Raw genomic sequence first — 20,228 nt, 5'->3', positions numbered from 1 at the left:
GTAATGGCCACGATCTCAACCCGTCTCGACAGTTCTTCTACAGCGCCCAAGTCTTCCGAACAGCATCAAGGTCACTTCACCAATCAGAAGCCCATCCAGCATGGCGGCTTGGGCAAGACCCTGGGCATCATGTGGAAGATGCTCTTCCAGAAGCCCCGCAGCACGCGCCCGGTGGGTGAGATTCCGGTGCAGCCGCTGACTCGCGAGCAACTGTTTGCCGCCCCGGACCATAGCGTTTTCCGCCTCGGCCATTCCACCGTGCTGCTGAAAATGCGCGGCAAGTTCTGGCTGACCGACCCGGTGTTCGCCGAGCGTGCTTCACCGTTCAGTTGGGCGGGCCCCAAGCGTTTCCATCAGCCGCCGATCAGCCTTGAGGACCTGCCGCCGATCGAGGCGGTGATTCTTTCCCACAACCACTACGACCATCTGGACCACAAGGCGGTGGTGCAACTGGCGGACAAGACCCGCTATTTCCTCGCGCCGCTGGGTGTGGGCGATACCCTGGTCAAGTGGGGCGTGGATGCCAGCAAGGTGCGGCAGCTGGATTGGTGGCAGGGCACTGAAGTGGACGGGATTCGTTTTGTGTCCACGCCGGCCCAGCACTTTTCCGGGCGCGGCCTGTTCGATGGCAACCAGACGCTCTGGTGTTCGTGGGTGATGATCGACGGCTCACGGCGAATTTTCTTCAGCGGTGATACCGGCTATTTCGAGGGCTTCAAGCGTATCGGCGAGCAGTACGGCCCGTTTGACCTGACCCTGATGGAGACGGGTGCCTACAACGTCGACTGGCCCCACGTGCACATGCAACCGGAAGAAACCCTGCAGGCGCACATCGACTTGAAGGGCCGCTGGCTGCTGCCGATCCATAACGGCACGTTCGACCTGGCGTTTCATGCGTGGCACGAACCCTTCGACCGCATCATGGCGCTGGCATGGGAGCGTAACGTGTCGATCACCACACCGGCGATGGGGCAGGCGTTCATGCTCAACCAGCCGGAGCGCGGGCAGGCCTGGTGGCTGGAAGTCGAGCATCAGGGCAGTGAAGCGCACGTCAGCGGATAATCACCGTCTGATCGCGCGCTCAGGGATTTTGAACGAGCCATAACCAGCCATTTCCGACAGACATCCACCTCGCTGAAGGGATGCAATCACGCCTCGAAACTTTATTCCGGGGCGTGGGAGTGTATGGACGATAAGAGTAGGAAGGTCACGGGGCCGGGCGTGCGCTGCCTGTTCAAGCCTTCAGGATCGGGGGACAGTTGTACTCCCCAGCCTTGCGCCCCCACTGCCAGCCAGGGTGTTGTGTTTGGCAGTCATGCGGCCGGTACGATCGTCAATTCGGCCACTCACCAGGGCGGCCTGGAGTTTGGCTCCACGGGCGGTTACGGCCCCAGGCTCGACCTCCCTGGCCCCATGATGCACAGCGTGCGCGATCCCGCGTTATCACTGATTGCCCTCAGCGGTGTCGACCCTGAGGGGCGGGTGATGGTGGAGATTCCACCCGTCGCTGATCCGGGTCATCTGATCAACACACCGCCCCTGGCTGGCAGCCGTATTGGTTTTGCCAGCGAGTACGTTACCGGTGATGTGCGCAAACCCGCCAAACACAGCTCGCACTTTGCCTGGGTACTGGACGTACTGCGTGCAGCCGGTGCGCAATTGGTGCCTGTGACGGCGCGGGTGACCGATGACACACGTCACTTCACCCTGGACCCCGGCAATGAGATTAACGACCGGGTCACGGAAAACCGCCTGGATGGGGTGGTGGCGGATGCGCAAGGTGTTGCTTTCCACAAAGCAGCGACTGCCGATAACCCACGCTTCAGCGTGCCCGCGGGCACCGACGTCGACGGGGTGTCGAGGGTCGTCTGGTTCTATGGTGCGCACTGGTCCAGAGATCGTCTGGCGGCGTTGGTGCGAGGTTGTCAGCAGGTTCTAGGGCGGCATTAAGGGCCTACGCCATGGGGAGAGTGATCGTACGCCGCGGTAAGAGTTGCCCCCGAGTCATCGAGTATTTCGCTTCTTAGACTGAGGCAGGGATATCGAACGGTATTCCCAACATTCAGGCAGGCGGGGAGTATTTATGATCGGACCAGGTTTGGGCGCGGGATGGGCAGCGGGGCTTTTCGATGCAGTGGTGAACCCGCCACAGGCCTACAGGAGTGCCGACGATTTGGCGGCGGCCATGACCCGGCCCAATGGGGCCAGTTCCGATTCGGTGGTGAGGGATTCGCTGAAGCTGATCGCCAACATGGACAAGGGCTTGCAGGGCGGCAATGCATTCATTGAAATCAATCCTGACGCTCGTGTGAAAGCCCGTGCGCTGGATCTGGAACGGGCCGAAGGCAAAGTGCGCGGGCCTTTGCATGGCGTTCCGATAGCGCTCAAGGATGTGTTCGAAACCGGCGACAAGATGCAGACCAGCGGTGGCTCCATGGCGCTGGTGGGCAGGCCCGCTTCAAGGAACGCCAAGGTGGTGGACAACCTGCTGGAGGCTGGCGTTGTGATTATTGGAAAAACCAACATGAGCGAATTGTCCAATTTTCGCTCTGAGGCTCCGGTTGATGGCTGGAGCTCCAGGGGCGGCTTGACCCTCAACCCGCATCGGCTGGATGGCCAGGCGGCGGGATCGAGTACGGGCTCTGCGGTAGCCGTTGCTCAAGGGATTGTGCCCTTGGCATTGGGGGTCGAAACCAATGGTTCAATCATTACGCCGGCGGCTTACAACGGTGTTATTGGTTTCAAACCGACCGAAGGGTTAGTGAGCACTGAAGGGGTGATGACCAGTTCCCGCCAGGACACGGTGGGCACCTTCACCCGTAACGTACGTGATGCGGCGCAAGCACTGGATGCGATGACGGATACCAACCGCTACACCCAGGGAATCAAGCCTGACGCCTTGGTGGGCAAGCGCATCGGCTATACGCCGTTGCCTGAGTTATCAGCAGAAGATGCCAACGACCCGGCGAAAATAGCCGACAGGCAGCACTTCGAGGATGCCATTACGTTGCTGCGGGGCAAGGGCGCGACATTGGTACCCGTGGGTCAACTGGGTGAGGGCGTCCCGTACGAAACCCATGAACAATATAACGACGCGTTGTTATCGGACGTTAAACACCAGCTTGAAGCCTACCTGGCCGGACGGGCAGGCTTGCCGGTGAAGTCGCTGGCTGAGCTGATTGAATTCAACGAGCGCAACAGCGGTCCGGGTGTGCCGGATCAACAGATGCTCACCATGATCAACGGGATGGATATCAGTGATGAGGCGCGCATTGAGTTATGGGCTGCCATCGGCCCGATTTTCAAAAGCACCATCGATAAGCCGCTGGCCGAGCATAAGCTTGACGCAATAGTGTCCAATTTTCACTCGTACAGTTACTACTACTCGGCAGTGGCCGGTTATCCCGGTATCTCCATGCCATCGGGAATGGACGACGAAGGGATGCCAACGGCTGTTCACTTTTATGGGGCAAATTTGAGCGAAGCCACGTTGCTGTCGGTCGCCTACGGGTACGAGCAGGCCTCCCATGCAATCAGGAAGCCTGCGTTTACACCCGGCCTGCGCTAGTCCGGATTACTTCAACCCATAACGAGCGGCGGGTTCACGGTGCGACAGGTTCGGGCCCAGGGCCAGCCGTGCGCTTTCGTAGGTGTCCCAATCGGCGCTGTCCGGCAGGGACGGAATCGTCACGGCTTCACCCTGGGCAAGGCCTGCCAGGGCGGCGTCCACCAGGTTCTCGGTGGTCATCACCATGGCTTCCGGCAGGTTGTTCACAGGCAGGCCGGCGATGTCCCAGAACTCCGTGGCGGTAGCGCCTGGCAGCACTACCTGGACCACCACGCCCTTGTCACTCAGCTCATGCTGCAGCGATTCGCTGAACGCCTGCACGAACGCTTTGGTACCGCCATACACGCCGTTCAGCACTTTGGGAGCGAGAGCGACAATCGAGCCGATATTGATAATCGTGCCACGGCCCTGGGCGACAAAGTTGGTTGCCGCGGCTTTGGCCAGGCGGGTCAGCGCCAGTACGTTCAGCAGAATCATCGCGTCCATTTTGTCGGCATCCGACTCCAGCAGCGAAGCCGTGGCGCCCACACCGGCGTTATTCACCAGCAGGCTGATACGGCTGTCTTCGTGCGCGATCCGGGCGATTCGCGCCAAGTCGGCTGGCAGATTGAGATCGGCCGCTATCACCTGCACGTCACGCTGGGTATTGGCTTTCAAGCGTGTTGCCAACTGCTCCAGACGTTGCTGGTTGCGGGCCACCAGAATCAGATCGTAGCCGGCACGGGCCAGGCGGTCGGCATACACCGCACCAATTCCTGACGAGGCACCGGTAATCAGGGCATAACCTTTGTGTTGCGACATGGCAGTTGCTCCAAATGGGCCGGGGAGGGGATCGGCCTTGTTGGAACCAAGATTATGGGTGTAATGTGATGGCTGCAATGTCATATATCCCTCCTTTAGAGACATGAGGTTTGGCCATGGTATCCGTCGGTATCCTGCTTTTTCCCGGTTTCCAGGTGCTCAGCCTGTCCACCAGCAGCGTGTTCGAGTTTGCCAACTTCGTGGTGGGGCGACTGTTCTACCGCGTGGACTTGTTGTCGGAGCATGGCGGGCCGATAAAAAGCTCCATGGGCTTTGCCATTGATAGCCTAGCGTTCGGGCAGCAGGTCTACGACACGATCCTGGTGCTGGGGGACAACGAACTACTTGAGCCCACTCCTGGCATGGTGGAGTACCTGCAAGCGTCGTTGACGGCGTCGCGCCGGGTTACATCGGCCTGCACCGGTTCGTTCCACCTGGCAGCGGCCGGCCTGTTGGAAGGGCGCAAGGCAACCACCCACTGGTACCACGCCATGACGTTTCGCCAGCGCTACCCCAACGTGAAGCTGGAGGAAGACCGGATCTTCACCGTCGATGGCCCGCTCTGGACCTCTGCCGGGATGACCGCCTGCATCGACCTGGCCCTGGCCCTGGTCGAGCACGATTTGGGCGTGGAAGTGGCCCGCGACGTGGCGAAAAAACTGGTGGTTTACCATCGCCGTGCCGGTGGCCAGTCACAGTTCTCGGCGTTGCTGGAACTGGACCCAAAGTCCGACCGCGTACAAACCGCCCTGGCGTGGGCCAAAGGGCACTTGCACGAGGACCTCTCGGTAGAACAACTGGCGCAAGCGGCACACCTCAGCCCGCGTCAGTTCAGCCGACTGTTCCGCGCGGAAACCGGGCAATCGCCGGCCAAGGCGGTAGAACACCTGCGCATTGAAGCGGCGAGGTTGATGCTCGAATCCGGCAGCCACTCCATCGACGTTGTCGCTCGGGAGACGGGCTTCGGTGACCCGGAGCGCATGCGTCGAGCCTTCCTGCGAGCGTTTGGCCAACCGCCACAAATGATCCGTCGGGCGTTGCAGTTGCAGGCGTGAACTTGCGGGAGCCAGAACCTAGGGCAACTCAGGCGAATAGCACTTCAATACGTCCTTGAGTACGTGAAGCTGGCGCAGCCGTAATAACGATTTGCACATCGCGCCCCAGGCGCGACAAACACTCAAGCATTTTGGCTTCACTGATACCCCGAAACCTGCCACGCAGCATTTCAGACACCTTGGGTTGGGATAAACCGAGAATGACGGAGGCTTGTGCCTGAGTGAGGCTACGTGCCTTGAGAATCTCACCAATCTTCGTCGCCAGCTGTGCCTTGACCTGCATTTCACTGGCGTCGGGCTGCCCGATGTCTTCATAGACATTGCCGGTGCTTTCTTCGATCTCAATCGCGTTGTGATGCTTGTGCATGATCCTGCGCCGCCTTGAGTCGCTGTTTGATCAGTTGTATGTCGTGCTGTGCTGTAGCGATGCCTTTCGTCGACTTTTTCTGGAAGCAATGAAGGACATAAACAGCTGAGTCGAAACGGACGGTATACACACCACGATAAGTGTTGCTGTCGAAATCCTCCACCACCTCAAGTACCGCGTTACCGCCAAACCCTTTCAATGCCTTGGTCTGTGAGTGCTTGCCTCCTCCTTGGGCGAGGTGGAGCGCAAAGCCAAACACATCTTGAACAGGCCCAGGCATTTGCTGCAGATCTTTCTTGCTACCGCCCACCCAGAGGAGTGGCTTCCATGAACTCATGAGAGGATATACCTAAATAGGGATAAGCGTCAGCGCGAAGAGAAATCTTACTCAACCGTTTCAAGCACTGAATGCTCTGACGACAGTGGCAAAGAGCCCCGCACATTCATCCCCCAACCCGGCGCAAAGCCCGGGAAAAACACCAACCCTTCAGCCTCCAGGCGAAACGCCACACTCAGGCGGACAGCATCGTCCACGTCGCCATGGCTTTCAAAACGTTGAAGGGCGTCCACTTCCACATCCGCTTCCCGGGCCAGGTCTTCCCGGCTCCAGCCCAGCATCAGGCGGGCCTGGACGCTGTGCCGTGGGGTGAATTGATGAAGGACGATCTGCTGTTCTACAGTGCTGCTCATTGCCAGAGAGGACATGGACTTTCTCCAGGTTCGACGGGGGAGGGCAAACTATACTGTGTTTTTGTACAGTTGTTTTGACCGCTCATCAACTGGATTTTCCGATAGCGCTGCCGCCGCTCTATTTCGCCCCTTCCAGGTAGGTGCTCGGTGACTGCCCAAGCACCCGGCGGAACATGCTGGAAAATGCCGCCGGGTTTTCATAGCCCAGGTCCAGGGCGATCCGGGTGACGCTTGCACCGCTGGCCAACCGCGCCAAGGCCTGCACAACACAGGCCCGCTGGCGCCACTGCACGAAGCTCAGGCCGGTTTGTTGGCGGAAATGCCGGCTGAAGGTGCGCAGGCTCAGGTGCGATTGTTGCGCCCATTGAACCGGTGACTGGTGCACGTCCGGCCGCTGCAGAAACGTCAGGCACAGAGCAAGCAGGCGAGGGTCCTCCGGCAGCGGGATATGCAGGGGCAAGTGCGTGGCGCGTGCCAGTTCATGCAACAGCAGGCTGACCAGCGCACCGGCGCGCCCGGCCTCGTCGTATTCCAGCGGCAGCTCCACCGCCTCCATCAGCAGCTGGCGCATCAGGGGGGAAACGTTGATGACGTGGCAGTCGGTGCCCAAGTCGGTGACGGCGTGCGGTTCGATATACAGGCTGCGCGTCGACACGCCGAGCATCAGCACTTCATGGGGCACTTGGGCGGGAATCCACACCGCGCGCTGGGGCGGCACAACCCAGTTGCCTTGCTGGGTGCTGACTTGCATCACCCCGGTGGCGCCATACAGCAACTGGCCGCGCCGATGGCTGTGGCGCTTGAGCAGATAGCCGTGGGGATAGTCGGTGCCGATTGCCACGACCGTTCGCGGGGTCAGGTCGAGCTGAGCGATGGAAACGTTGCGCATGGAGCTGATTCCGGAAGTGGCAATATCTCGCACATTATTGGCCGACATGCCCAAGCGGGCCAAGCCTTGAGTCTCTATCGTCGACAGCTCTCCCTGATACTGAAGGCGATTCTCGATGTTCTATCTATTACTGGCACTGTTCGGCTGCATGACCGGCGTAACCGCTGTGCTGTTCGGCTTCGGTGGCGGGTTCGTGGTGGTGCCGTTGCTGTACGGCATGCTCAAGCTCAGCCACGACGCGGGCGTGAGTGGATCAGCGATGCATATCGCGGTCGCCACCTCGACCTGCGTGATGATCGTCAACGCGCTGATCGCCACTGGAAAACACCGTCGCAAAGGTAATCTGATTCGCCACTACCTGTGGCCGTTGGGCGGGTACATCGGGGTTGGCGCCGTGCTGGGGGCAGGGGCTGCAATGTTCGCCAGCGGCGATTTCATGCGGTACGCCTTTATCGCCTACCTGGCCATCACCATCGTCGATTGTCTGTTGCGCAGGGGCTTTCTCAGCCAGGACGACACACTCCAGCCACGACGCCTGAGCGGCATGGAAGTGACGGGCGGCGGCATCGCCATTGGCCTGATCGCGACCTTCCTGGGGGTGGGCGGCAGCGTGATGACCGTGCCGCTGTTGCGCCGTTGTGGCTTGAGCATGTCCCAGTCCACGTCCATGGCCAACCCGCTGAGCGTGCCGGTGGCGCTGGCCGGTACATTTACCTACATGCTCATGGCGGGATTCGCCAAGGTGCAATTGGGCACGTGGTATGTCGGCTATGTCGATTTGCTGGCGTTCGCCATCCTCACCCTGGGCTCGCTGCTGGGCATTCGCCTGGCCACGCCGTGGATCGGTCGCATCCCGGATGCACTGCATGCGCGGGTGTATATCGGGTTGTTGGGCGTGGTGATGGTGAGCATGCTGGTCTGACGCAAGTGGATTTTGCGTTCTTTTAGCCGCAGGCTAGGGTTACTTCTCTATTCAAAAGAAAGTGACCGGGGGATGTCATGTCCATTTCCGAAAGCGATTGGCAGAAGTTCAAGGTCCTCAGGGCATTGGCGCTTGAACGCTTTTACCTAGGCGTACTGGCTGATGCAAAGACCATCAGCGAGCGCGAAACGCTTTCTGCCGAGGCTCGGTACAGGACGCTGTATAGCCTCACCAGGGATCGCGATAACGATGTCGTCCGAATGTTTGATCTCTACAGTCGTTCGAAAGCCCGCGAGAGCCTTGCGCAAATGATCAGGCATGATTTGTTGAGTGATTCAGAGTTGTCGGTATTAAGCGAAGAGACATTGAGCGCTATCGGCTACGCGGTCAGGCAGCGTTACGAAATCGAGTGGGTTGCTGCACACGTACAAGGCGACTGAGTCTTGTCTTAGACTTCAGTCAGAATGTTCAGGAAATATCTTGATGCTTAGTTTTAATTGTACGCAGGCGGCTGGTAATTTTTTTAGCCGGGTTCACAAAGGCAAAAAAATTACCCCGGTTCAAAAACTGCCGACACAAGAGCGCCAGGGCGATGACCTGTACGCCGACCCTCATCAGTGGCTGGTCCATGCCGCGACGGTGCAACGTAAACATGTGCTGTTGGCGATACATCTGAAAACCCGCTATTGCATGCTGTTTTTTGATATGAAAAAAGCCGACGCCGATGGCTTCGTGCGCACCTTTATTAATCGGTGGATGAGTGGTGTTTTGGATCTCGCCTTGAAGTCTGATGTTTTGGATTTGGTTGATCCGTCTGTGCCTGAACAGCAATTCGTCAGTTTGGTCGAGTCGTACTCTCTACAGCAGCGGGGTGATCGGAGTGCGCAGACTCAAATCAACGAAATATTGCGGAGTTTTGAGATGGACGCAGAAGGCGTGGATCTTGTTGCAATGCCTTGGAGCGCTCTGCATTACGACGCTCGAATCAACCATACGCCTCGAAGCTTGAAAGATGTGAAGGGGCTTCATTTACCGGATGAGGAAATGCTGATTCACTGGTTGGTCACGGTAGGTGGCTTGGACCCTGCGGGCGCCGCACTTGCACGTGAAAAGTACCGTTTATTCAGCCGAAGGGCCTGACCTGGAATCGCATTACCGTTCTCCCAACCCCGGCGCCTCGCGAATAATCAGGTGATCGAGGTTCTCGATATTGGCACTGAACACCCCGAACGTCTGCTCGGGGTTTTTCTTGCTTGGCACCTGTTTCAGCTCCGGCGTCACCCCGTAGAAGAAGCAATACAGCACTCGATCACTGTCCACCGCGGCCTTGATCTGCTCCAGGAACGCCTTGCGCTTGCGGTAGTTCTCGATCAGTTTTTTGCTCAGGTAAACGTTGATGGAATAGGGCTTCTTGTCGAGCCAGGCTTTCTTTTCGAAGTCGATGCGAAAGCTGCTGGTGTAGTCCTTGATCTCCTTGATCTTGCCCCAGTAGATCAGGCCTTTGTTGTCTTGCAGGTATTCGATCTTCTTGAAAAACGTCCAGTAGGTCGCGGTGTGATCGCCGATCTTCAAGGGCATGCTTTTCAGCTTTTCCTTATCGCCGATATTCGACACGTAGCATTCCACGGGGTGGGCAAAGACGCTGGTCTTGTCCGGGGTGGTGTCGCTTGAGCTGTGAGACAAGGCGTTGCGGGTTGCCGGCGTTTTCGGTGGTTCTTGTGGGGTGCCAGCCTCAGCACCGATGACCGGCGTTTTGCGTTCGTACTGGCGCCGCGTCAGGACAAATTCCGACGGGAAATTTTCTTCCGGCCCGTCTTCAGCTTCGCCTTTTCCGGCAGGGCGACTGGCGTACCGGCAACCTTCAATATGCCGGGTGCTGGGGATGTTCTTGAAGTGGGGCGTACGCAGGTAATTGACGTTTTTTGCATTGAACGTGCCCAACACATTGCCCGCCGCAAACGCCGCCCGGCATTCGTCGTTGGGGCACAGGAAACTGTCCTTGTCGGAATCGAAGGCGGCGGTTTCGTCGAAATTCAGGTCGCGCACGTCATAGATCGACAGCTTGTCGTCGAGACTCAGGCTGTAGGCCGTGTCGAATTTCATGGGGCTCGGGTCCGTGAGAGATTTCGCTATTAATAGCGGGATATCGAGCAAATATCAGTAGAAATTACGCACGGACCACCACACGCCGGCCACTCAGGAAACACAAGGTGCCACCCACTGCCGTCAACCCGCTCAGTACATAGAACATCGAGGCGGGGGATGCATTGATCAGCAGGTAGCCGCAGATTACCGGGCTCAAGGCGCCGCCAAATGCCGCCAGGTTTTGTGCGCCGTAATAACTGCCGCGCAGGGCGTCCGGGGCGATGGTGTCGATAAACAGGAACTCGGACGGGTAGATGATCATCTCCCCGAGGGTGAACACAAACATCGCGACACACCACGACACCAGGCCGTCCGCCATGCTGAAGCCGATCAACCCGGCAATAAACAGTGAGGTGCCGAGCACGATCCAGTAGCGCAGTTGTTCACGCTTGAGGAAGCGGCCGATCTGGTACTGCATCAGGATCACCGTGATGGCGTTGCACGCCAGCACCGCAGAGAGAATTTTCAGCGCGTTCTCCGGCTTGTAGGCCACCAGCAGAAATTGCGACAGATAGAGGGTGTAGCGCCCGTGGACAATGGTGCTCAACAGGCTGCCGCTGGTGAATAGGATCAAGGTGCGATCGCTGCGCAGCGTCCTCAGGGTGCTGAGAAAACTTAAGGGTTTGTTGCTGTCGTCGCGCTGGGTCGGTGGGATGCCGATCATCAGGAACAGGCTGCCAAAGGCAATCGCGCTGGCGATCAGGAACGGTGCCAGGGGCATCTGCCCGGCAATCACCACGCCGAGCATCGGGCCGGTGGCGTAGCCGACATTGGTCAGGGTGTAGCGCAGGGAAAACACCTTGGCCCGCTGGCCCACCGGCAGGTTCTCGCTGATGATCGCCTTAGAGCCGATCAGGAACAGTGCCGAAGCGGCTTCGGTGATCACCAGGGTCAGGGTGGTCAGGTACAGGTTGCTGGCGAAGGTCAGCAACAGAAAACCGATGGAGCTGGAAAGCATCGCCAGGATCAGCAGCTTGCGCTTTTCCAGGCGGTCGATGATGTAGCCACCATATAGGCCCAGCAGGGTGGCGATGAACACGGCGATGCCCATCAGCAAGCCGATGTCTTGCTGGTTGAGGCCCAGGCGGGTGCTCAGCAACAGGGCGAGCAATGGGCTGGTCATGGCGCGGCTGACGACGATGGTCACCGAGCAGATCATCAGGCGGCGGATTACCAGGGAGTAAGTGGCCACGGTGGGGCGGATGTCCTTATTCTTTTTTCAAGGCGATGAAGATCCAGTGTGGGAGCGGGCTTGCTCGCGAATGCGGTGTGTCAGTGCCAACTGTACTGGCTGATCCACCGCATTCGCGAGCAAGCCCGCTCCCACATTTAGATCGAGTTACTGGCCGGCATTGATGCTGATTTTTTCCACCGCACCTTGCTCCAGATCCCACTTCTTCAGAATCTTGCCGTACGTCCCGTCATCAATCATGCCCTGCAACGCCTCGCTGATGGCCGTGACCAACTCGGTATTGCTCTTCTCAATCCCAAGCCCGGTGAACTGCTTGGAAATCGCCAGGCCCACCGGCTTGTATTTACCTTTGTCCAGCGACATCAGGTAAGGAATGGTTTCACTGCCTTGCATCGCCGCATCCAGACGGTTCTGCTGCAACTGTGCCCGCGCATCCGCCGAACCCTCAGTGCCAATCACTACGATGGCTGGCTTACCGGCCTTCTCGCAGTTTTCCTTGCTCCACGCGGCAATTTCCGACGGCCAGGTCGTACGTCGGCTGGTGCCGACTTTTTTACCGCACAGGTCAGTCAATTCCTTGAGGTCTTCACGCTTGGCCAGGGTGTACAGCTGCGGGCCGCTGGTGAAGTAGTCGATAAAGGTCACCGCCTTCTGACGCTCGGCAGTGTCGGTCATGCCCGACAGCACAATGTCCACGCGCTTGGTGGTCAGGCCGCTGAGCATTTGTTCGAAGCCGGTTTCCTGCCACTTGATCTTCACCCCCAAACGCTCGGCCAGGGCGTTGCCCAGGTCAAAGTCCAGGCCGGTGAGCTTGTTGGTGGCGGTGTCCTTGAAATCCATCGGCGGGTAGTTCGGCACGATGGCCGCGCTGATCTCACCCTTGTCCTTGATCGCTGCCGGCAATGCCGCCAAAACCGAAGTGGAGGCCATCAGGCCTACGAGCAAACTTGGAAGAAACAGATTTTTCATGGGGGCGTTCTCGTTAGTTTTTTAGTTAAGTGCGAACGGCAGAAATAAAGCTTTGGGTACGCGGGTTTTGTGGGCTTATTAGAATTTCTTCCGGGCTGCCGGCTTCCACAATCTGGCCGGCATCCATAAACACCATGCGGTTGGACACTTCGCGGGCGAAGCCCAACTCATGGGTGACCACAATCATGGTCATGCCGGTGGTGGCCAAATCGCGCATCACCGACAGCACTTCTCCTACCAGCTCCGGGTCGAGGGCTGACGTGGGTTCGTCAAACAACATCAGCTTGGGGCGCATCGCCAGCGCACGGGCAATTGCCACACGTTGTTGCTGGCCGCCGGACAACTCCACCGGGTAGGCATTGCGCTTGTCCGCCAGGCCGACGCGGGCCAGCAACTCCAACGCGTCCTCGGTGGCTTCCTTGGGCGAGCGCTTGAGCACCTGGCACGGGCCCTCGATGATGTTCTGCAACACGGTCATGTGCGGGAACAGATTGAAGCGCTGAAACACCATGCCGGTGGCCAGGCGCTGACGAGCAATCTGTGATTCATTCAACTCATGCAGCTTGTTGCCGACGACCCGGTAACCCACCAGTTCGCCATCGACCCACAGGCCGCCCTTGTCGATTTTTTCCAGCTGATTGACGCAGCGCAGCAGGGTACTTTTGCCGGAACCGGACGGGCCGATGATGCACAGCACTTCGCCTTGTTCGACTTCCAGGTTGATGTCCTGCAACGCGTGATACTGGTCGTAATACTTGTTCAGGTTCACGGCCTTGACGATGCTTCTCATGGGCAAATCTCCTCAGTCAGGGCTTACGAGCGCTTGCCGGCGCCGCGGGCAAAACGACGCTCGAGGCGGCTCTGACCGAATGAAAGAACAGTCACCACCGCCAGGTACCAGATGCCTGCAACAATCAGCAGCTCCATGACCCGGGCGTTGGCGTAGTAGATGTTTTGCGCGTTGTGCAGCAGCTCCGAGTACTGGATCACACTCGCCAGGCTGGTCATTTTCACCATGCTGATGAACTCGTTGCCTACAGGCGGAATGATCACCCGCATCGCCTGGGGCAGAATCACCCTACGCAGCGCCTGAAGGCTCGGCATGCCGATCGACTTGGCGGCTTCGTACTGACCGGTGTCCACCGACAACAGGCCGGCGCGCACCACTTCAGCGGTGTAGGCACCCTGGTTGATGCTCAGGCCGAGGAGGGCGGCCACGAACGGCGTCATCAGGTCCACGGTGTCGATGCTGAACAGGCCGGGAATCGCGATCACCGGGAAAATCAGCGCCAGGTTGAACCACAACAGCAGTTGCAGAATCAGCGGCGTACCCCGGAACAGCCAGGTGTAGGTGATGGCCACGTAGCGCAGGATCGGGTTGGCCGACATGCGCATGATCGCCGTGATCACCCCGATCACCACCCCCAGCGCCATGGCCAGGATCGACATGATGATGGTGTTCACCAGGCCCCAGATGATCGCCTCGGACGTGAGGAACTGACCGATGTAGGACCATTCGATCTGGCCGTTGGCGAATGCACGCAGCAAGGCAGCCAGTGCGATCACGATCAACGTGGCAAAAAACATCCGCCCGTAATAGCGACGGGGCACATGCTCGTACTGGGTGATATCGAACTGGTTCTCGGTCTGCTGGCGCTCGGCTTGCAAGCGCTCTGCCGGGGTTTGTTTCATGGTGACTCTCCAAAACAACTGAATACACTGATCGTTCCCACGCTCTGCGTGGGAATGCAGCAAGGGATGCTCTGCGTCCCCAAAGCGTGACGCGGATCGTCACAAGAGGCATTCCCACGCAGAGCGTGGGAACAATCTTTAAATTCGAAAGCCGGTGTAGTTTTCTGCCCACTTCTGTTGCGCAGCCAGGGCCACCTTCAACCGCCCAATCTGCTCCCGCACCCGCTCTGGCGCCGTACCGCCCCAACCACTGCGCGCCGCAATCGCCGCTTCCAGGGTCAGGCACTCACGCACTTGCGGCGTCAGCCGCGTATCCACCTCTGCCAACAACGCCGGCGAGACTTCCCACAATTCAATTTCATGCTTCTCACAGGCTTGCACCAAGGCACCGGTAATCTCGTGGGCCTCCTTGAATGGCACACCACGAGTGGCCAGCCAATCCGCCACCTCAGTTGCCAATGTGAAACCCATCGGCGCCTGACGCCGCAGCTCTTCCACCTGCACCTTCATCGTCGCGACCATCCCGGCCATCGCCGGCAGCACCAGCAGCAACGTATCCACGCTGTCCAACACACTGTGCTTGTCTTCACTCAAATCGCGGTTGTACGACAGCGGCAAGGACTTGAGCGTGGACATCAGCCCGGTCAGGTTGCCAATCAACCGCCCCGCTTTACCCCGCGCCAGTTCGGCAATGTCCGGGTTCTTCTTCTGCGGCATGATCGAGCTACCGGTGGCGTAGGCATCGTCCAACTGCACCCAGCGAAACTGCCGCGACGACCACAGGCAAAACTCCTCCGACAGCCGCGAAATATTCACCCCGAGCATGCCCGCCACAAACAGAAACTCCGCCACGTGGTCACGACTGGCTACAGCATCAATCGAGTTTTCGCACGGCCCGGTGTAACCCATCTCCTTGGCCGAATGCTCCGGCTGGCGAGCAATTGCCGAGCCCGCCATCGCTGCAGCACCCAGCGGCGACAACGCCGTACGCGCATCCCAATCCACCAGGCGCTGCACGTCCCGCAGCATTGACTGCGCATGAGCCAGCAAGTGATGGGCGAACACAATCGGCTGCGCCTGCTGCAAATGGGTGAAGCCCGGGCAGATGCTCTCGATATGCTGCTCGGCCTGGTCCACCAGCGCCTGCTGCAAGCCCAACACCTCGGTGGTGATGGTGCGCGCGTGGTCTCGCAGGAACAGGCGCAAATCGTTGGCCGTCTGGTCATTGCGCGAACGTCCGGCGCGCAACTTGCCGCCCAGGGCGCCCAAACGCTCGGTCAACACCCGCTCGATGAAGGTGTGCACATCCTCGTCATCCAGCGTCGGGTGCAGGCGGCCAGCGGCAAAGTCCTCACCGATGCGGTCCAGCGCTTCCAGGGTGCGCAAGGTTTCCGACTCATCCAGCAACCCGGCGCGCTGCAACTCACGGGCATGGGCCCGGGAGCCGGCGAGGTCGTAGGGCGTCAGGCGAAAATAGCGCTCGGGGCAACGGGACAGCGCCGCCAAAGCAGCAGACGGGCCGGACTTGAAACGAGCACCCCAGAGGCGATCGGTGGGCTGAGACATGGTGTTCCTCACGCTTGTTTTTAGAAGTGACAAGCCCGATGGACGTGGCTTGGCCTTATGGATTCGGAGGGCAGTAGCAAAACGAAAAGTCCTGATCGTAGTGTCAGGTTTTTATGGGCGTTAAATCAGCCGGTAAAAGCTGTTCAACCCGCTATATTCAAGGTTGCCAAGGGCGGTTAAGTATGTTCATTATTGCCGCCCGGCGATGTTCATGGAGTAGGTCAAAGCCTGTTGAATATGGCACTTGAGGTCAACACGTATTATGGAAACCCCACTTTCCAATTCTGGAAACATACCGCCAAAACCCGGCACAAGACCGCCCCTGCAACTCAGCGGCCTGGATTTCAAATTGCTGCGGGTGTTCAAGGCTGTGGTCGAAGCGGGCGGCTTCAGCGCGGCGCAGAACGAGCTGAATGTGGGCTTGGCGGCGATCAGCAAGCAGATTTCCGACCTGGAAATTCGCATCGGCATGCGCCTGTGTACGCGAGGGCGGGAAGGGTTTGGCCTGACCGAAGAAGGCAAATTAGTCTATCAAGCGTCCATTGAATTATTTGCCTCGGTAGACAGTTTCAGAGACAAGCTTAGTTCGGCACAGAATGAACTGATCGGCGACCTTAGTGTGGGCGTTATTGATAACACCGTCTCCGACGTTAATTCACCATTGATTAACGCGCTGGGAAGATTACATACAGAGTCGCCAAAAATAAGATTACGTCTACATGCCTCGCAACTGGACGAAGTTGAACGGGGCGTGGTGGAAGGGCGGCTGATTGTCGGCATCGTCCCGGTGTACCAGCGGCGGGAAGAATTCGATTATTTCCCGCTATACGAAGAAAAGTCCCACGCGTACTGCGCCGTCGGGCATCCGCTGTTTGAAGCGAGTGACATCAACGCAGATGTGTTGCGCCAGCATGAAGTGGTCAACCATCGTTACGCGATCCACAGCGACAAGGCCAACTTCGTCAGCTACGACAGCCAGTCCGCCTCGGCCTCACAGGTAGAAGCCGTCGCCATCCTCATCCTCACCGGCCGCTTCCTGGGCTTCCTCCCCGAACACTACGCCGCGCCGCTGGTGAGGGAAGGGCGCCTACGCGTGTTATGCCCGGAGCAGATCCACCTGAGCACACCGTTCAACCTCATCCTGCGCCACAACGCCCCACGAAGCCCGCTGGTCAAAGCCTTCGCAACGGCACTCGGCGTGGATCTCAAAGCGCCAATCTAACGAATTCCCACCACCCCCTAAGAACCTACAGAGATCCCCTGTGGGAGCTGTCGAGCCCCAGCGAGGCTGCGATGGGATCAACTCGGTCTACCCGCAGACCCTATCCACCCGCATCACCGCCGCAACTTGCCCAACTTCTTCTTCGCATGAAAATGCGCTTCCTGCGCCGCTACCAACAGCTACCTGTTCGGCTACGCTTGTCGGGTAGCTGCTATAGAGCTATGCAATAGAGCATCTGCAAACTATCATTCTTACCTGTCTTCCCATGCCTAGAGAGGTGTTCCTTATGTCTACTGGAACGATCTTCACCAATAACCGTACACAAAATATCCGCATCCCTGCTGATATGCGTTTTCCCGCTGGGGTGAAAACTGTAGAGGTGCGTGCCGTGGGGCGCGAACTGATTATTTCGCCGGTTGAAAACACTTGGGACAGCTTTTTCCTTGCAAGCGAATCGGTATCTGATGATTTTATGGAGGAGCGCGCCGACCAAACCCAGCAAGAGCGAGAGTCCTTCGATGATTAAGTACATGCTTGATACGAACATCGTGATCTACATCATCAAGCGTCGGCCTATGGAAATACTGGAAAAATTCAATGCGAATGTAGGTCGTATGGTGATCTCTTCCATCACCCTTGCGGAATTGATGCACGGGGCCGAAAAAAGCCAGTTTGTTGAGAGAAATACTCGGGCGGTGGAGGACTTCATCTCCCGGCTTGACGTCATTCACTACGATGACAAGGCCGCTTTTCACTACGGCTCGATCCGCTCCGATCTCGAAAAGAAGGGCACTCCAATCGGCGTAAATGACCTGCACATCGCGGGCCACGCCAGAAGCTCAGGATTGGTCTTGGTGACTAACAACGAAGGTGAGTTCAAGCGAGTGAATGGCTTGATCGTGGAAAACTGGATCGCCGCCTACGGCAGTCAATCCAGCGCACACAGATAGGTCGTCCAGGCGATTCAGCGTTGCTTGATTCGTTTCTTCTTCGCATGAAAATGCCGAAAATGCGCATCCTGCGCCGCCGCCAACAACTCCCGATCCCCGCGCGTATCACCCCAGGCCCTGAGCCGATACTCCCCCAGATCCCCATAAACCGCCTCAAGCCGAAGCACCTTATTCTCACACCGGCAATTATTCCCCGTGAGCTTGCCCGTCAATACTCCGTCAACCACCTCAAGCTCAGTGCCGATCAACCGGATCCCAAGCCGATCCGCAAACGGCTGCAACACCAACGCCGGCGATGCCGAACACAGCGTCACCACCGCCCCGGACTTCACCTCATCGGCCACCGATTGCAGCCCGGTTGGGCGCATCAGCTTGTTCCAATACGCCTGGCAATACGCTTCCGCTTTCTGCTGAACCCACGCCTTGTCCACGCCGGTCATAAAGGTGCGGATCAACTGCGCCTTGAGCTCATCACGGCTGATGACGCGCAACAGAAACTGCGCGCCAGGCACCGCCAGCTTCACCATCCTGCGCACGAACTCGCCTTTACCAAAGGCGAACTTCAGGAACGGCACGAAGCTGTCGTGGTGGGTCAGGGTGCCGTCGAAGTCAAAGACGGAGAGTACTTTGGCATCCAAGGGGCCGGATTCGAGCATGTCTGGGTTCACGGGCGGGTCTCGGTCCTATCTCGTAATTTTGGTAATACATCAGTTGTGACCACAGAAGTTTACTCTTCTTTCAATCTTTCGATTTTCGAGTAAAGCCCTTTGGTGAAGTCACCGCGGTCACTTGATCGGTGACAACGCTGATGGCAATTCGGGCACAAGGCTACAGCATTGGTGATGCGATCCGAACCCTTCTGGGCGAGGTGCTTGACGTGATGTACTTCAAGAAATGGCAAGCCATCCACTTCGAAGGGAGCGTTTGAACCGCAGCCTTCGCAAATGCCATTGGCCTCATTCAATACCCAAGCGCGTACTTTGGGATCGCGAACAAAAGCCGTACCGACAATGGACACTTTCTGTGGCTTCGCAATTCCGTCCGGCACCTTCTCGATGGGCTGCTGCAGTAGCTTGGAGGCTCGGCGGACGAGGATTTGTTCATCTGCAGTTTGCGCTGTTTCATCTGATTCAAATATACGAAGGGCAGTGAGGGCTTTGCGAATCTGTTGTTCTACTCCCGAGCCCACGTTATTTGCAGGTTTGTACCCCTTGATCCGATCCAGGCCCATTTGGACCAGAACCGCAGAGATATTCTGCATGCGAAACTCGATGGAGCCTTCTGTACGACCTGCGATTGGTCCCTGACGTAGCAATCGGTTTTCATGGGCTTTATTAAAGGGTTGGCCGCTCTTCTCCAACGCCAACATCTTCAAGTAGGTCTCGACTGCCGCGGCTAATTCCTCGTCGCTCCAGTCGATGCTGTCTTTTGTAATATCCATACAGTCGCCGAGGGTAGAAAGTCCTCGGACGATACTGAGTGGCCACTAGCACGTCTACGAAATTTCCTACGAGACTGTAGGATTTGGCACTCTGCAAATACAAAAAAGCCCTGAACAAGTCAGGGCTATTCAGTTGGCTAAGGAATCAATCCCAGCTAAGCGCACCACCAGTCTGATACTCGATCACACGAGTCTCAAAGAAATTCTTCTCTTTCTTCAAGTCCATGATCTCGCTCATCCACGGGAACGGGTTGGTGGTGCCTGGATACTCTTCCTTCAATCCAATCTGCGACAGACGACGGTTAGCGATGAACTTGAGGTAGTCCTCCATCATCGCCGCGTTCATCCCCAGCACCCCACGCGGCATGGTGTCACGCGCGTATTCGATCTCCAGCTGAGTCCCTTGCAGGATCATCTGGGTCGCTTCTTCCTTCATCTCGGCATCCCACAGGTGCGGGTTTTCGATTTTGATCTGGTTGATCACATCGATACCGAAGTTCAGGTGCATCGACTCATCCCGCAGGATGTACTGGAACTGCTCGGCCACGCCGGTCATTTTGTTGCGACGGCCCATGGACAAAATCTGGGTAAAGCCGCAGTAGAAGAAGATGCCTTCCAGTACGCAGTAGTAGGCCACCAGGTTGCGCAGCAGCTCTTTGTCAGTCTCAACGGTACCGGTTTCGAACTTCGGATCGGAGATCGAACGGGTGTACTTCAAGCCCCAGGCAGCCTTTTTGGCGACCGATGGAATCTCGTGGT

The 20,228-nt window shown here is 58.0% G+C and carries 24 protein-coding genes; 10 read left to right on the top strand and 14 right to left on the bottom strand.

Going from position 1 to position 20,228, the window contains the following annotated elements:
* Positions 1-3 precede the first annotated feature (3 nt).
* From HX821_RS01845 to HX821_RS01835, 3 genes are all read left to right on the top strand, one after another.
* Positions 4-1,062: an MBL fold metallo-hydrolase gene (locus tag HX821_RS01845; protein ID WP_003211475.1), complete on the top strand. Its 1,059-nt coding sequence runs from the start codon at positions 4-6 to the stop codon at positions 1,060-1,062.
* A gap of 123 nt (positions 1,063-1,185) precedes the next feature.
* Positions 1,186-1,950, top strand: a complete 765-nt coding sequence (locus HX821_RS01840) for a hypothetical protein (RefSeq protein ID WP_177035199.1) — start codon at positions 1,186-1,188, stop codon at positions 1,948-1,950.
* Positions 1,951-2,185: 235 nt separating this feature from the next.
* Positions 2,186-3,568, top strand: coding sequence for an amidase family protein (locus tag HX821_RS01835; RefSeq protein ID WP_256348919.1), 1,383 nt, complete (start codon positions 2,186-2,188; stop codon positions 3,566-3,568).
* A 6-nt stretch (positions 3,569-3,574) separates the two neighbouring features.
* Here HX821_RS01835 and HX821_RS01830 read toward each other — a convergent pair whose 3' ends face one another.
* Positions 3,575-4,369 (bottom strand): SDR family oxidoreductase, encoded by a 795-nt coding sequence (locus HX821_RS01830; RefSeq protein ID WP_008432939.1) that lies wholly within the window; start codon positions 4,367-4,369, stop codon positions 3,575-3,577.
* Positions 4,370-4,485: 116 nt separating this feature from the next.
* Here HX821_RS01830 and HX821_RS01825 point away from each other — a divergent pair, with 116 nt between their 5' ends.
* Positions 4,486-5,424: a GlxA family transcriptional regulator gene (locus tag HX821_RS01825; RefSeq protein WP_177035198.1), complete on the top strand. Its 939-nt coding sequence runs from the start codon at positions 4,486-4,488 to the stop codon at positions 5,422-5,424.
* Between the two features lie 28 nt (positions 5,425-5,452).
* Here the strand turns inward: HX821_RS01825 and HX821_RS01820 are convergent, their stop codons facing one another.
* The 4 genes from HX821_RS01820 to HX821_RS01805 form a co-directional block, all read right to left on the bottom strand.
* Positions 5,453-5,791, bottom strand: a complete 339-nt coding sequence (locus tag HX821_RS01820; protein ID WP_003211485.1) for a helix-turn-helix domain-containing protein — start codon at positions 5,789-5,791, stop codon at positions 5,453-5,455.
* On the bottom strand, positions 5,766-6,128 hold the full coding sequence (locus HX821_RS01815) for a type II toxin-antitoxin system RelE/ParE family toxin (RefSeq protein ID WP_003211487.1): 363 nt from the start codon (positions 6,126-6,128) through the stop codon (positions 5,766-5,768). The genes HX821_RS01820 and HX821_RS01815 overlap by 26 nt, the downstream gene beginning before the upstream one ends.
* Positions 6,129-6,175: 47 nt before the next feature.
* Positions 6,176-6,496 carry a helix-turn-helix transcriptional regulator gene (locus HX821_RS01810; RefSeq protein WP_023659239.1) on the bottom strand — a complete coding sequence of 107 codons (321 nt, stop codon included), beginning with the start codon at positions 6,494-6,496 and terminating at the stop codon, positions 6,176-6,178.
* A gap of 103 nt (positions 6,497-6,599) precedes the next feature.
* A complete protein-coding gene (locus tag HX821_RS01805) occupies positions 6,600-7,370 on the bottom strand; it encodes a helix-turn-helix transcriptional regulator (RefSeq protein WP_177035197.1) in 771 nt (256 codons plus the stop codon).
* A gap of 115 nt (positions 7,371-7,485) precedes the next feature.
* On the opposite strand from HX821_RS01805, the gene HX821_RS01800 reads away from it, so the two are divergent.
* From HX821_RS01800 to HX821_RS01790, 3 genes are all read left to right on the top strand, one after another.
* A complete protein-coding gene (locus tag HX821_RS01800; protein ID WP_003211493.1) occupies positions 7,486-8,292 on the top strand; it encodes a sulfite exporter TauE/SafE family protein in 807 nt (268 codons plus the stop codon).
* Positions 8,293-8,369: 77 nt separating this feature from the next.
* Positions 8,370-8,732 carry a hypothetical protein gene (locus HX821_RS01795; protein WP_003211495.1) on the top strand — a complete coding sequence of 121 codons (363 nt, stop codon included), beginning with the start codon at positions 8,370-8,372 and terminating at the stop codon, positions 8,730-8,732.
* Between the two features lie 43 nt (positions 8,733-8,775).
* Positions 8,776-9,432 carry a hypothetical protein gene (locus tag HX821_RS01790; protein ID WP_102369730.1) on the top strand — a complete coding sequence of 219 codons (657 nt, stop codon included), beginning with the start codon at positions 8,776-8,778 and terminating at the stop codon, positions 9,430-9,432.
* A gap of 12 nt (positions 9,433-9,444) precedes the next feature.
* Here the strand turns inward: HX821_RS01790 and HX821_RS01785 are convergent, their stop codons facing one another.
* The 6 genes from HX821_RS01785 to argH form a co-directional block, all read right to left on the bottom strand.
* Positions 9,445-10,395: a hypothetical protein gene (locus tag HX821_RS01785; protein WP_177035196.1), complete on the bottom strand. Its 951-nt coding sequence runs from the start codon at positions 10,393-10,395 to the stop codon at positions 9,445-9,447.
* A 64-nt stretch (positions 10,396-10,459) separates the two neighbouring features.
* Positions 10,460-11,629, bottom strand: coding sequence for an MFS transporter (locus HX821_RS01780; protein ID WP_003211499.1), 1,170 nt, complete (start codon positions 11,627-11,629; stop codon positions 10,460-10,462).
* Positions 11,630-11,776: 147 nt separating this feature from the next.
* Entirely contained in the window at positions 11,777-12,598 is an 822-nt protein-coding gene (locus HX821_RS01775; protein ID WP_177027673.1) for an ABC transporter substrate-binding protein, read from the bottom strand.
* 25 nt (positions 12,599-12,623) lie between these two features.
* The gene (locus HX821_RS01770; RefSeq protein WP_003211502.1) at positions 12,624-13,388 is read right to left on the bottom strand and encodes an amino acid ABC transporter ATP-binding protein; all 765 of its coding nucleotides are present in this window, start codon (positions 13,386-13,388) and stop codon (positions 12,624-12,626) included.
* A gap of 23 nt (positions 13,389-13,411) precedes the next feature.
* Entirely contained in the window at positions 13,412-14,290 is an 879-nt protein-coding gene (locus HX821_RS01765; RefSeq protein ID WP_003211504.1) for an amino acid ABC transporter permease, read from the bottom strand.
* Positions 14,291-14,428: 138 nt separating this feature from the next.
* The gene (gene argH / locus HX821_RS01760; RefSeq protein WP_177035195.1) at positions 14,429-15,856 is read right to left on the bottom strand and encodes an argininosuccinate lyase; all 1,428 of its coding nucleotides are present in this window, start codon (positions 15,854-15,856) and stop codon (positions 14,429-14,431) included.
* A 262-nt stretch (positions 15,857-16,118) separates the two neighbouring features.
* Between argH and HX821_RS01755 the strand changes: the two genes are divergently transcribed.
* From HX821_RS01755 to HX821_RS01745, 3 genes are all read left to right on the top strand, one after another.
* On the top strand, positions 16,119-17,078 hold the full coding sequence (locus HX821_RS01755; protein WP_102369727.1) for a LysR family transcriptional regulator: 960 nt from the start codon (positions 16,119-16,121) through the stop codon (positions 17,076-17,078).
* A 286-nt stretch (positions 17,079-17,364) separates the two neighbouring features.
* Positions 17,365-17,604: a type II toxin-antitoxin system VapB family antitoxin gene (gene vapB / locus HX821_RS01750; protein ID WP_008432930.1), complete on the top strand. Its 240-nt coding sequence runs from the start codon at positions 17,365-17,367 to the stop codon at positions 17,602-17,604.
* Positions 17,597-18,028: a type II toxin-antitoxin system VapC family toxin gene (locus HX821_RS01745; RefSeq protein ID WP_003211512.1), complete on the top strand. Its 432-nt coding sequence runs from the start codon at positions 17,597-17,599 to the stop codon at positions 18,026-18,028. The genes vapB and HX821_RS01745 overlap by 8 nt, the downstream gene beginning before the upstream one ends.
* A 14-nt stretch (positions 18,029-18,042) precedes the next feature.
* Here HX821_RS01745 and HX821_RS01740 read toward each other — a convergent pair whose 3' ends face one another.
* The 3 genes from HX821_RS01740 to HX821_RS01730 form a co-directional block, all read right to left on the bottom strand.
* Complete coding sequence (locus tag HX821_RS01740) at positions 18,043-18,684, bottom strand: HAD-IB family hydrolase (RefSeq protein WP_003211514.1); 642 nt, start codon at positions 18,682-18,684, stop codon at positions 18,043-18,045.
* 71 nt (positions 18,685-18,755) lie between these two features.
* Positions 18,756-19,469 carry an HNH endonuclease signature motif containing protein gene (locus HX821_RS01735; RefSeq protein ID WP_177035194.1) on the bottom strand — a complete coding sequence of 238 codons (714 nt, stop codon included), beginning with the start codon at positions 19,467-19,469 and terminating at the stop codon, positions 18,756-18,758.
* A gap of 145 nt (positions 19,470-19,614) precedes the next feature.
* On the bottom strand, positions 19,615-20,228 hold a 614-nt coding region (locus HX821_RS01730; RefSeq protein WP_177035193.1), incomplete at its 5' end, for a ribonucleotide-diphosphate reductase subunit beta.

Origin of the sequence: Pseudomonas sp. B6001, assembly GCF_013386015.1 — a bacterium.
Taxonomy (GTDB): Bacteria; Pseudomonadota; Gammaproteobacteria; order Pseudomonadales; family Pseudomonadaceae; genus Aquipseudomonas.
The sequence above is the reverse complement of the archived record's forward strand: the minus strand, read 5'-3'. Positions and strand labels throughout refer to the sequence as shown.

Coding starts and splice junctions, on each gene's coding strand:
- HX821_RS01845 (WP_003211475.1), top strand. CDS start 4: ATGGCCACGATCTCAACCCGTCTCGACAGTTCTTCTACAGCGCCCAAG.
- HX821_RS01840 (WP_177035199.1), top strand. CDS start 1,186: ATGGACGATAAGAGTAGGAAGGTCACGGGGCCGGGCGTGCGCTGCCTG.
- HX821_RS01835 (WP_256348919.1), top strand. CDS start 2,186: ATGACCCGGCCCAATGGGGCCAGTTCCGATTCGGTGGTGAGGGATTCG.
- HX821_RS01830 (WP_008432939.1), bottom strand. CDS start 4,369: ATGTCGCAACACAAAGGTTATGCCCTGATTACCGGTGCCTCGTCAGGA.
- HX821_RS01825 (WP_177035198.1), top strand. CDS start 4,486: ATGGTATCCGTCGGTATCCTGCTTTTTCCCGGTTTCCAGGTGCTCAGC.
- HX821_RS01820 (WP_003211485.1), bottom strand. CDS start 5,791: ATGCACAAGCATCACAACGCGATTGAGATCGAAGAAAGCACCGGCAAT.
- HX821_RS01815 (WP_003211487.1), bottom strand. CDS start 6,128: ATGAGTTCATGGAAGCCACTCCTCTGGGTGGGCGGTAGCAAGAAAGAT.
- HX821_RS01810 (WP_023659239.1), bottom strand. CDS start 6,496: ATGTCCTCTCTGGCAATGAGCAGCACTGTAGAACAGCAGATCGTCCTT.
- HX821_RS01805 (WP_177035197.1), bottom strand. CDS start 7,370: ATGCGCAACGTTTCCATCGCTCAGCTCGACCTGACCCCGCGAACGGTC.
- HX821_RS01800 (WP_003211493.1), top strand. CDS start 7,486: ATGTTCTATCTATTACTGGCACTGTTCGGCTGCATGACCGGCGTAACC.
- HX821_RS01795 (WP_003211495.1), top strand. CDS start 8,370: ATGTCCATTTCCGAAAGCGATTGGCAGAAGTTCAAGGTCCTCAGGGCA.
- HX821_RS01790 (WP_102369730.1), top strand. CDS start 8,776: ATGCTTAGTTTTAATTGTACGCAGGCGGCTGGTAATTTTTTTAGCCGG.
- HX821_RS01785 (WP_177035196.1), bottom strand. CDS start 10,395: ATGAAATTCGACACGGCCTACAGCCTGAGTCTCGACGACAAGCTGTCG.
- HX821_RS01775 (WP_177027673.1), bottom strand. CDS start 12,598: ATGAAAAATCTGTTTCTTCCAAGTTTGCTCGTAGGCCTGATGGCCTCC.
- HX821_RS01770 (WP_003211502.1), bottom strand. CDS start 13,388: ATGAGAAGCATCGTCAAGGCCGTGAACCTGAACAAGTATTACGACCAG.
- HX821_RS01765 (WP_003211504.1), bottom strand. CDS start 14,290: ATGAAACAAACCCCGGCAGAGCGCTTGCAAGCCGAGCGCCAGCAGACC.
- argH (WP_177035195.1), bottom strand. CDS start 15,856: ATGTCTCAGCCCACCGATCGCCTCTGGGGTGCTCGTTTCAAGTCCGGC.
- HX821_RS01755 (WP_102369727.1), top strand. CDS start 16,119: ATGGAAACCCCACTTTCCAATTCTGGAAACATACCGCCAAAACCCGGC.
- vapB (WP_008432930.1), top strand. CDS start 17,365: ATGTCTACTGGAACGATCTTCACCAATAACCGTACACAAAATATCCGC.
- HX821_RS01745 (WP_003211512.1), top strand. CDS start 17,597: ATGATTAAGTACATGCTTGATACGAACATCGTGATCTACATCATCAAG.
- HX821_RS01740 (WP_003211514.1), bottom strand. CDS start 18,684: ATGCTCGAATCCGGCCCCTTGGATGCCAAAGTACTCTCCGTCTTTGAC.
- HX821_RS01735 (WP_177035194.1), bottom strand. CDS start 19,469: ATGGATATTACAAAAGACAGCATCGACTGGAGCGACGAGGAATTAGCC.